The organism is Acidiphilium sp. AL, from assembly GCF_025499445.1.
Classification (GTDB): Bacteria; Pseudomonadota; Alphaproteobacteria; order Acetobacterales; family Acetobacteraceae; genus Acidiphilium; species Acidiphilium iwatense.
On record NZ_JAIMBZ010000013.1, the window covers coordinates 69544 to 78687 of the forward strand.

The following is a 9144-nucleotide window of genomic DNA, read 5'->3' on the forward strand; positions in this document are numbered from 1 at the left end:
GGTAACAGCATTAGGAAGCGCGGTTGATATGCGGCATTGTCGGGGCGTGGCGCAGCCTGGTAGCGCGCTTGTTTTGGGTACAAGAGGCCGCCGGTTCGAGTCCGGCCGCCCCGATATCGCGGCGAGCATGACCTAGTGTGGCGATTCTGAAATTCCTACCCGATTGCGGCAGCAATTTTAGGAATTCCAGAATCACCACACTAGAAGACCTTGATTTTCCTAGTGTTCTATCGCTTCGGAAATTCGTAGAACGCTATCGGGCAATGTAGGCGAATTTCCGAAACGGAACACGAGGAGCTGGCATGACCAGGGCGCGTATTTTTCTGCCGCCGAAGAGCGCGATGCAGTCCGGCTGGGCCAAGACCCGCCGATGGGTGTTGCAATTCGAGCCGAAAATGGCCAAGCGGCTCGACCCCCTGATGGGCTGGACCGGCAGCGGCGACACGCTGGCGACCCAGGTGCGGCTTTTCTTCGAGACGCGCGACGAGGCGGTCGCCTATGCCGAGCGCCATGGCATTAAGTTCGACCTCGAAATCCCGACCGAGCATCGTTGCCGGCCCAAGGCCTATGCTGATAATTTCCGCTTCGACCGGCGCAGCAACTGGACCCATTAAGCGGATACAACATTGAAATCGCGGTGGTTTTATCCGATGATGCCAATTATATCGGCCCCGTAGCTCAACTGGATAGAGCACCCGCCTTCTAAGCGGGTTGTTGCGTGTTCGAGTCACGCCGGGGTCGCCATTTCTTCATCATCGGTGCGATGGTGAAATTTACGCTTCCCGGATCGGCATCGATTTGCGACTATGCGGACGGAAGCCTTGCCGATGGGGTGACGGCGGGCTGGGGTTTCGCGCTGAAACCCGTAAGGATCACGCCCTGAGGGAGACGGTTCAATGAAATTATCCGCACGTTATGGGGTGTTCGCCGCGTTTCTTGCTCTTGCGGGCTGCTCGACGACGGCGCAGGCGCCGCAATCGAGCAATGTCTCGTCCCAGGATCTCAATTTCATAACCACCGCTTACCAGCTCGTGCATTTCGATCTCGATGCCTGCGCCTTCGTTCAGAAGAACACGCTGGAGCCGCAGGTCGTGCCCGTGGTGAACAAGATTTGCGCCGACGCCGCGGAATACGCGCCGAAAATCCGTGCCCAGGCCGCGGCGAATGGCGTAACCCTACCGAACACGCTCCCCATGGAGCTGAAGGCGCAACTGGTTACGCTGAATTATCGCCCGCAGCCAAACCTGTCGGTCGCCTTCCTGCGTGCCGAAATCGCCAGCCACGAGACCGCCCTTGCGGTATTTCAGGACGAGGCGCGGAACGGCCTGAACCCGACCTTCAAACAGGTGGCGATGCAGACGGCGCCGCTGGTCGAGCAAAATCTGGACATGTTGCGGAAGGCTCTGCCGGCGGGAACCGCCGAGTAGCCAAAAGCCTGGAGAAACCGGCGCTTCTGTGGCAGGAGCGCCGGTTCGGTTTGTCAGAAAATCTTGCCAACCTGAATCTGGAAGATCACATTCCTCCGCGCGCCGCCACGCACCCGCACATCGGTGCCCAGCGAAGCCTGGGCGAAAACCGTGGGAGCCAGGAAGCTGCCAGCGTTGATGCCGATCGTGGTGACGTTGTTGCGGTTCCCGGTATCGAAGCTGCCGATCGGCGAGGTCAGATACTGCTTGCCGCCGAAGGTCTGTTCGAAGCTGAGGCCGACATAGGCATCGGTCTGCGGGTGAAAGAAATAAGGCAGATAGACGATGACCTGCCCGGTCGGCTGGGTATGCACATGCGAACCGAACGGCCCGACCGCCGGCCCATCATTGTTAACTCCATAGAAATAGGCATCGAGCCAGATCTGAAAGTCCAGGCGCTTACCTTTTGGTTTGCCGAACACGATGTGGCCGTAGCCGATCTCGGGATTGTTCACCCAGTTATGGGTGCCGGCGTTGATCGAACTGTTGGCATTGTAGGCACCGACTGGCGGACTGAGAAAGTAGGCCAGTGTGAGATACTGGTCTTCCGCCGGATCGTCGAGCGGATAGATGAAGGCTGACAGGAGCGGTTCCGCGAAACCCCCGTTGGTCGACAAACTGGCGCCGCCAATCTTGGTATTGCCCAGAAAATTGACGTCCGGCGCAATAACCTGAACGCCCCATTGCATGCCATCGATCGGGCTGAAGGTATGGACGTAGCGCAGAATCGGCACATCGGTCGCGATATGGGTATTGCCGACCTTGGTGCCGTTCGCGGTATAGAAACTGCCCGCCGTGGAAAACTGGTTGTAGATGATGCCCACATTGACATTCGGCGGCGGCGTCGGCAGATCATAAGGTAGCGGTGCAGCAGCCTCGGCTGACGTGCTCGCGATGCTCGTGGCGACGACCGCACCCAGGACGCCAACACCGCACCAATAGGCGATTCTGCCGATATTGAGCCTGACTTTCGGTCTCATGACGACTTCTCTCCCAAGGTTTATGGTTTTCGATTATATATTGCTGCACTTTGCGGCGATAGGTCGCGCCGAATCAACGTTTTGCCCTATAGCGCCGGAAACAACCTCCAAGTTTTCGCTCGTATGTGCTGTTTTGGCAACATTCCTCGGCCCGGAATATTGCACAGTTCACAGATATCCGGTCCCGGCCTCAGCGGCGAAGCGCGCCGGGCCTCCTTGCCAGACGATCCTTGCGTGTTCGAGCATATAAACCCGATCGGCGTGGGGTAGCGCGAAGGTCACATTCTGCTCGCCCAGCAGAACGGTGATATCGGTCGTTGCACGCAGGATCCCGAGCGCCTCGGACAACTGGCCGAGAATCACCGGCGCAAGCCCGAGGGTCGGCTCGTCGAGAATGAGCAGGCGCGGCTTCATCATCAGCGATCGCGCGATCGCCAGCATCTGCTGTTCACCGCCGGACAGAGTGCGCGCCTCCTGCCCGCCGCGCGCCTTGAGAATCGGAAACAGGCCGAACAACCACTCCCGCCGCTCCGCGACTTCGCGCGGATCGAGATGCTGCGCCGCAAGATCGAGATTGTCGGCAACACTCATCGCGCCGAACAATTCCCGCGTCTCCGGGCATTGAACGATGCCGGATCGGGCAATCACGGCGGCGCTTTCGCGGCCGCGTACCACGCCATCCCATGCGATCGTGCCGCGATAGGGCACGAGGCCGGAAATCGCGTTGAACAACGAGGTTTTACCCGCGCCGTTGAGCCCGACGATCGAGACGAACTCGCCCGCGTGAACCGTCAGAGAAACATCGTCCAATGCCTGCGCTTTGCCGTAGAACAGGCTGAGATTGTCCACCTTCAGCAGCGCCTTGCGGGCCGCGATCTCGGCTTCCGGGCGCTCATGCGTTTCGATGCCGCCGCCGATATAGACGCGGCGGACCGTCTCGTTGCGCATCACCGCCTCCGGGCTCCCTTCGGCGATCTTCTCGCCGAGATAAAGCGCCAACACCCGGTCGGCGAGCGAGGCGATGCTTTTCACATTGTGATCGACCAGCATGACCGCACGGCCCTGATCGCGAAACCGGCTGATCAATGCGGAGAAATCTTGAACCTCCGCGCGCGTCAGACCGGCAAACGGCTCGTCGATCAGCACCACGCGCGGATCGCGCGCGATCGCCTTGGCAAGTTCCATGCGGCGCAGATCCGCGAAGGGCAGCGTCGCCGGCAGGCGATCGAGCACCGCCCCGAGTCCGCATTCCTCCGCGATGATCCGGGCCCGATCGACTGCTCCCGGCGGCGGACGCAACCGGTCGATCCGGTCGGGCAGAAGCCCCAGCAGGATGTTCTCGATCACGGTTTGCAGGCGCAGCGGCCGCGAATGCTGAAACACGATGCCGACGCCGGCGCGCGCGATCTCGAAAACCGGCCTGCCCGCGATATCGGCGCCATCGAGCACGATGCGCCCCGCAGTCGGCCGGACCACTCCCATGATCATCTGCATCACGGTGGATTTACCCGACCCGTTCGGGCCGATCAGTCCGAGAATCTCGCCGGGATATAACGCGAAATCGAGCGACTTCACCGCGACAAGACCGCCGAAACGCTTGTGCAGCGCGGACACCGCGAGACGCGGCGAAGCGTCGTTCACGATCCTCTCCGCGCCGGCAGAAGACCGAGCAATCCGTCGGGAAACAGCACGATGACCGTCAGCGCGATCAATGCGACCACGAAGGTCGAGAGCTGGCCGATCGGACGCAACAATTCTCCCGCCACGATCAGGAAGATCGCGCCGATCGCACCGCCGATGATGGTGCGCCGCCCACCCAGCACGGCGGCGATGATCACCCGCACCCCGATCGCGATATCGACGACGGCGCTGACCGAGGCAGTGCCGAGATAGAACACCAGGAATGCGCCGGCGAGGCCGGAAAACAGCGCCGAGACGGCGAAGGCCATGATCTTGTGTTTGGTGACGTTGAACCCCAGCGCCGCCGCCGCGATCCGATCCTGTCCCGCCGCCTGCAGGATCATGCCCAAGGAGGATCGCGCGATCACCGTCAGCACGAGCCCGCTCGCCGCCATGAAGGCGAGCGCATATTCATAGTTCGGCCCGCTGTCGATCGAGAGCACGTCGGGCACCGAAAGTCCGATCTCGCCGCCGGTCACGCCAGCGAAAATCACGATCGCCTGCTGCAGCAGCAACACCGCGACCAGGGTTATCAGCCCGAGATAGGGACCGCTCAACCGCAACGCGGGGATGGCAAGCGCCACGCCGCCGGCGACCGCGGCGGCCGCGCCGATCAGGATCGCGAGCGGCACCGGGGCGTGCAGCAGCGCATTTGCCATGCCCGCGCCATAGGCGCCAAGTCCGATCAGAAAAGTGGGGCCGAAATTAACTTCTCCCGCATAGCCAAACAGAAGATCCCACGACATCGCGAACACCGCGAAATAAAAGGCGGTTGTCAGTACGCCGAGTATATAGCCATTGGCACCAAGCGGGAGCAGGGCAAGCAGTACCAGAATACCGGCCAGCATCAGCGTGCGGCGAAGATTGCGGTGCACCTAACGCCGCCCCAGCAGCCCCTGGGGCCGCACATAGAGCACCACGACCAACAGGATCAATGCGGGAACATCGCGCAGCGAGGGCGAGATCAGGTACGCCGTCACCGTTTCGATGTAGCCGACGATATAGGCGGCGATCAGTGTGCCCGACACCGAACCAAGCCCGCCGAGCACAACGATGGTGAAGGCGCTGCCGGTCAGTCCCGGAATGTAGCCCGAGCCCGAGCCCAGAAAACTGCCGAGCAGCACGCCCGCGATGCCGGCGAGCGCGCCATAGACCAGCCAGACGATCAGATAGATCGTGCCGAGCTCGAAGCCAAGCAATGTCAGCCCGCGCGGGTTGATCGAGGCGGCGAGCAGCCGCTTGCCGATCCTGGTGCGATTGACCAGGAGCCATAAGCCGCCCATCGCCAGCCAGGCGATCGCCGCGATCAGCAATTCGTTGATCGGCGTGCTCACGCCGAACAGGTCGATCGTGCCGCCGATCAGCGGCTTCACCGTTACCGGACTGTTGGTGAAAGCGTAGGATAGGGCTTCCTCGATCATGACGCCCCAGAGCAGCGTCGCGGTCAGCACGAATAATTCCCGCTCCCGCGCCGGAATCGCGCGCGACCGCTCGATCGGCCGCACCACGCCGAGATAGGTGAGCAAAGCGGCGGCAACACACGCGGCGAGCCCCGCGAGAGCCCCCCAATCCGCGCCGTAACCCAGCGAGGTTCCGACGTACCAGGCGATCATCGCCGCGATCACCAGCAATCCGCCATGCGCGAGATTGAGCACGCCGGAGACCCCGAAAATCAGCGTGAACCCCAGCGCGCCCAGCGCAAAGAGCGTGCTGATCGCGAAGCCGTCGATCAGAATTTGCAAGGCGAGCACGCCGGCTCCCTTCGGTTCATCGTTTCAGATGGAAAGCGGCCGGATGCGCACAGGCATCCGACCACCATGGCCCACGGTCACGATTTTGCAGGCAGCTTCACGAAGCTCGGAAATACCGGCTTTGCATTGGCGAGGTTGAGCGGCCAAATGCATTTCTGCACGCCCTTCTGCCACTGGAACGCCACCCCCGTCACGTATTTCGGGCCGTATTTCAGCGCGTGGGTGAACTTGCTCTTGGGGCCCTGAAACACGAGCCGCCCCTGCGTGCCGATCATATTCGTCTTGTCGAGGGCATCGACGATCGCAAGGGGTTTGGTCGATTTCGCCCGGCCGATCGCATCCGCAAGCGCATAGATCGCGTCATAGGTCGAATAGCCGGTATAGGCTGGCGAAATGCCGAATTTCTTCTGATAGGCATCGGTAAACGGCAGGGTTTTCGGCGTGATCGCGACACCTGGCGCCGAGGTGCTGCCGGTAATCACGCCTTCGGTCGCGCCGTTGGTCGCTTTCCAGAATACCGAAGATCCGGCTTGCGCATTGATCCCCGCCAGCGCGATCGGCACTTTCTGTTCCGCCCATTGCACCGTCGGCTGCACACCGACATGAGCCCATCCGGCAATGATCACATTAGGGTGAAGGCTTTCGATCTTCTGGTAGATCGGCGTGAAATCGGAGGTGTTCGGCGCGAAACGAATATTGTCGAGCACTTTCAAGCCGACTTTCGGCAGGCATTTGTCGTAGCCGGCGTCGAGCGGCTTGGTCCACGCCGCATCCTCGCTCATCACCACCGCGGTTTTCATGTGGAATTGATCGACCAGCGTCTGTTTTGAGGCATCGCACACCGCCTGCGCGAGATAGGCCGCCGGCAGATAGGCGTGAAAAATATATTGCCGCTGTTTGTAGTCGGCGTGGACGTATTCCGAAAGTTCGTTGGCCGCCGCTCCGGTAATCAAATAAGGTTCGTGCAGCCGCGCGGCCCAGGGTTCGAGCGCGAGCGCCACTTCGCTCACGAATGTGCCGACCACGGCGACTGCGTGGTCCTGCTTGACCATGCGCTGAAACGAGCGGATCGCATCGGTGGTCGAAAGGTGGTCGTCTTCGATGATCAGCTTGATCTTCCGCCCGTTGACCCCACCCTTGGCGTTGATCTGGTCGGCGGCGAGAATGGCGCCATTGGCGATTGCCTTGCCCGGAATGGTGCCGAGTTCGGCGGTTATGCCGATCTTGATCGGCTTCGCGGCGTGCGCGAATGCCATCGGCAGGACACCGAGGGCGATGCCCCCCGCGATCACCGCAAGTCTCCCTTTTTTGGACATTTCGGTCTCCCTTTTGTTGTTCTGAGGCTGATGTGGTTTTTGGTTCTTAAATTCCTAAAATCGCTACCGCGAGCACTCGGGAATTTCAGAACCACCACACAAGACGATGCCTCACATGCGATCATGCCATAGGTAGCGCAAACGACAAGGGGGATACGCATGGCGAAAACGCCTCCCGTTCCCGCGATCCGGCAAAATGATCCGAGAACACAATAAATTATTAACTTTCCTCCGCTAGAACCCTGACCACGGCCCGGCGAACCGATGTCCGCACGATAGTTCTTCGCCGATCGTTTCTGAAAAGGTTTTAGAGGCAAAATGCGGTGGCGTTCATGACGATCCCCGACGGTATAGTCCGATGACGCCGGATTACGGACGATCCAGCCGCATTCTCGGGGCCTTCTGTGCGATTCCCCTCGCTGTCGGATCGTTCAGCGCCCATGCTCAACCGCACCCATTGCCGGGCATCGATGCACCCTCGCCAGCGCCGCGGGTCGCTGGCCGGCTCGCGATCGAACAAGGCAATGGCAAGCTGATCGCGCTGACCGGCGACGCCAGCAACGTCTTCGTCGCGGACCCGAAAATTATCGCCGTTCGGCCAGCCAGCGCGCGACGGCTCTTCGTGTTCGGCAAAGCGCCCGGCTTCACCACCCTGACCGCGACCAATGCGAAGGGTCATCGGATCGCGGTGTTTCGGGTTGCGGTATCGCCTGCGCGCTATCCGGCAATACGGGTGCAGACCGAAGCCAAGCGCATCGCTCCAGGTTCGGTGATCTCGGTTGCCAGCGAGGCTCACGGTATCGTGTTGCGCGGCACGGTGCCGACACCGGCGCAAGATTACCTGATCATCAAGCAAGCCAAGCTCGACGCCGGGGCGAAGCAGAAAATCGTGAACGAAACCGAGGTCGAGCAGCCGCAGCAAGTAGCGCTCAGGGTGCGGATCGCGCAGATGTCGCGCACCGTCACCCAACAGCTCGGCATCAACTGGCAGAGCGTCGGAAGCGGTGTTCCGATCGGCAAATTCCTATTCGGGTTTTCGACCCTCGGCAATCTGATCGGCTCGTCGGGTGGCACGGCGCCCGCGGGAGGTACGTTCAATCTACAATTCCCCCAGCAGACCGTCCCGATCGACGGGATTCTCGACGCGCTGAATACCGATAATCTCGCCCATATCCTCGCCGAACCGACCTTGACCGCATTATCCGGGCAAAGTGCCAGCTTCATCGATGGCGGGTCGTTCCCGGTGCCGGTTCCCGGCCAGAACGGCCAAGTGACGGTCGAGTACCAGAATTACGGCGTTCAGTTGAAGTTCAAGCCGGTCGTCCTGAACGACGGCAGCATCGTGCTGCATGTCAAACCGACGGTCAGTTCACCCACCACGCAGAACGCGTTTCAGGTCCAGGTCGCGGGCGAATCGATCGTGGTGCCATCGCTATCCACCCAATCCGCCTCCACGACCGTCGTGATCGGCAGCGGCCAGACCCTCGCGATCGCGGGCCTGCTCGATAACAGCAGTAATCAGACCGATCATGCGGTTCCGGCCCTGGGGCAGATTCCGGTTCTCGGCGCCGCGTTCCGCAACGACGATTTCAACCGGCAGGAGGAAGAACTCGTCATTCTGGTCACCCCCTATCTGGTGCAACCCGTCGATCATTCGAAATACCTGGAATCGCCGGACGGAGGCTGGACCCCGCCAAACCAGTTGCAGCGTATCTTCCTGTTCCAGAACAACGGCACGGTGGCACGGCGGACGATTTTGCCTGGCCGGGCCGGTTTCATGCTTAGGTGATCCCGATGCGAGTACCCTGTTTTCTAGGGTGTGTCGTCATTTGACCGGGGGGGATTCCGGCGCGACCGTTTTCCTGATTCATAGCAGATCAGCATTCCGAAAGGCTGATCGATGGGGCGTTATGGGCTGAGGGCTGACCAATGGGAGCGGATTGCGCATCTT

General features: G+C 61.0%; 8 protein-coding genes and 2 tRNA genes. 5 read left to right on the forward strand and 5 right to left on the reverse strand.

The features are described from left to right. Positions 1–40: 40 nt before the first annotated feature. The 4 genes from AiwAL_RS09980 to AiwAL_RS09995 all read left to right on the forward strand — a co-directional run bounded on the left by AiwAL_RS09980 (position 41) and on the right by AiwAL_RS09995 (position 1427). Positions 41–114: transfer RNA gene (locus AiwAL_RS09980), tRNA-Pro, on the forward strand. Between the two features lie 188 nt (positions 115–302). Continuing rightward, on the forward strand, positions 303–614 hold the full coding sequence (locus tag AiwAL_RS09985; RefSeq protein ID WP_235703764.1) for an ETC complex I subunit: 312 nt from the start codon (positions 303–305) through the stop codon (positions 612–614). Between the two features lie 53 nt (positions 615–667). Further along, positions 668–744 (forward strand) — tRNA-Arg (locus AiwAL_RS09990). A gap of 152 nt (positions 745–896) precedes the next feature. Continuing rightward, entirely contained in the window at positions 897–1427 is a 531-nt protein-coding gene (locus AiwAL_RS09995; RefSeq protein ID WP_235703765.1) for a DUF4142 domain-containing protein, read from the forward strand. Between the two features lie 53 nt (positions 1428–1480). On the opposite strand, the gene AiwAL_RS10000 is transcribed toward AiwAL_RS09995, so the two are convergent. The 5 genes from AiwAL_RS10000 to AiwAL_RS10020 form a co-directional block, all read right to left on the reverse strand. Then, complete coding sequence (locus tag AiwAL_RS10000; protein ID WP_235703766.1) at positions 1481–2446, reverse strand: transporter; 966 nt, start codon at positions 2444–2446, stop codon at positions 1481–1483. A 168-nt stretch (positions 2447–2614) separates the two neighbouring features. Further along, the gene (locus AiwAL_RS10005) at positions 2615–4087 is read right to left on the reverse strand and encodes an ATP-binding cassette domain-containing protein (RefSeq protein ID WP_262312636.1); all 1473 of its coding nucleotides are present in this window, start codon (positions 4085–4087) and stop codon (positions 2615–2617) included. Beyond that, on the reverse strand, positions 4084–5001 hold the full coding sequence (locus AiwAL_RS10010) for a branched-chain amino acid ABC transporter permease (RefSeq protein WP_235703768.1): 918 nt from the start codon (positions 4999–5001) through the stop codon (positions 4084–4086). Before AiwAL_RS10010 ends, AiwAL_RS10005 begins: the two co-directional genes overlap by 4 nt. Next, positions 5002–5877 carry a branched-chain amino acid ABC transporter permease gene (locus tag AiwAL_RS10015; protein ID WP_235703769.1) on the reverse strand — a complete coding sequence of 292 codons (876 nt, stop codon included), beginning with the start codon at positions 5875–5877 and terminating at the stop codon, positions 5002–5004. Positions 5878–5954: 77 nt separating this feature from the next. Then, a complete protein-coding gene (locus AiwAL_RS10020; protein ID WP_235703770.1) occupies positions 5955–7193 on the reverse strand; it encodes an ABC transporter substrate-binding protein in 1239 nt (412 codons plus the stop codon). Positions 7194–7551: 358 nt separating this feature from the next. On the opposite strand from AiwAL_RS10020, the gene AiwAL_RS10025 reads away from it, so the two are divergent. Next, the gene (locus tag AiwAL_RS10025; RefSeq protein ID WP_262312637.1) at positions 7552–8982 is read left to right on the forward strand and encodes a type II and III secretion system protein family protein; all 1431 of its coding nucleotides are present in this window, start codon (positions 7552–7554) and stop codon (positions 8980–8982) included. The last annotated feature ends 162 nt before the right edge of the window (positions 8983–9144 follow it).

What these genes read in the sequence shown, in the direction of transcription:
- AiwAL_RS09985 (WP_235703764.1), top strand. Translation starts at nt 303, where the DNA reads ATGACCAGGGCGCGTATTTTTCTGCCGCCGAAGAGCGCGATGCAGTCC.
- AiwAL_RS09995 (WP_235703765.1), top strand. Translation starts at nt 897, where the DNA reads ATGAAATTATCCGCACGTTATGGGGTGTTCGCCGCGTTTCTTGCTCTT.
- AiwAL_RS10000 (WP_235703766.1), bottom strand. Translation starts at nt 2,446, where the DNA reads ATGAGACCGAAAGTCAGGCTCAATATCGGCAGAATCGCCTATTGGTGC.
- AiwAL_RS10020 (WP_235703770.1), bottom strand. Translation starts at nt 7,193, where the DNA reads ATGTCCAAAAAAGGGAGACTTGCGGTGATCGCGGGGGGCATCGCCCTC.
- AiwAL_RS10025 (WP_262312637.1), top strand. Translation starts at nt 7,552, where the DNA reads ATGACGCCGGATTACGGACGATCCAGCCGCATTCTCGGGGCCTTCTGT.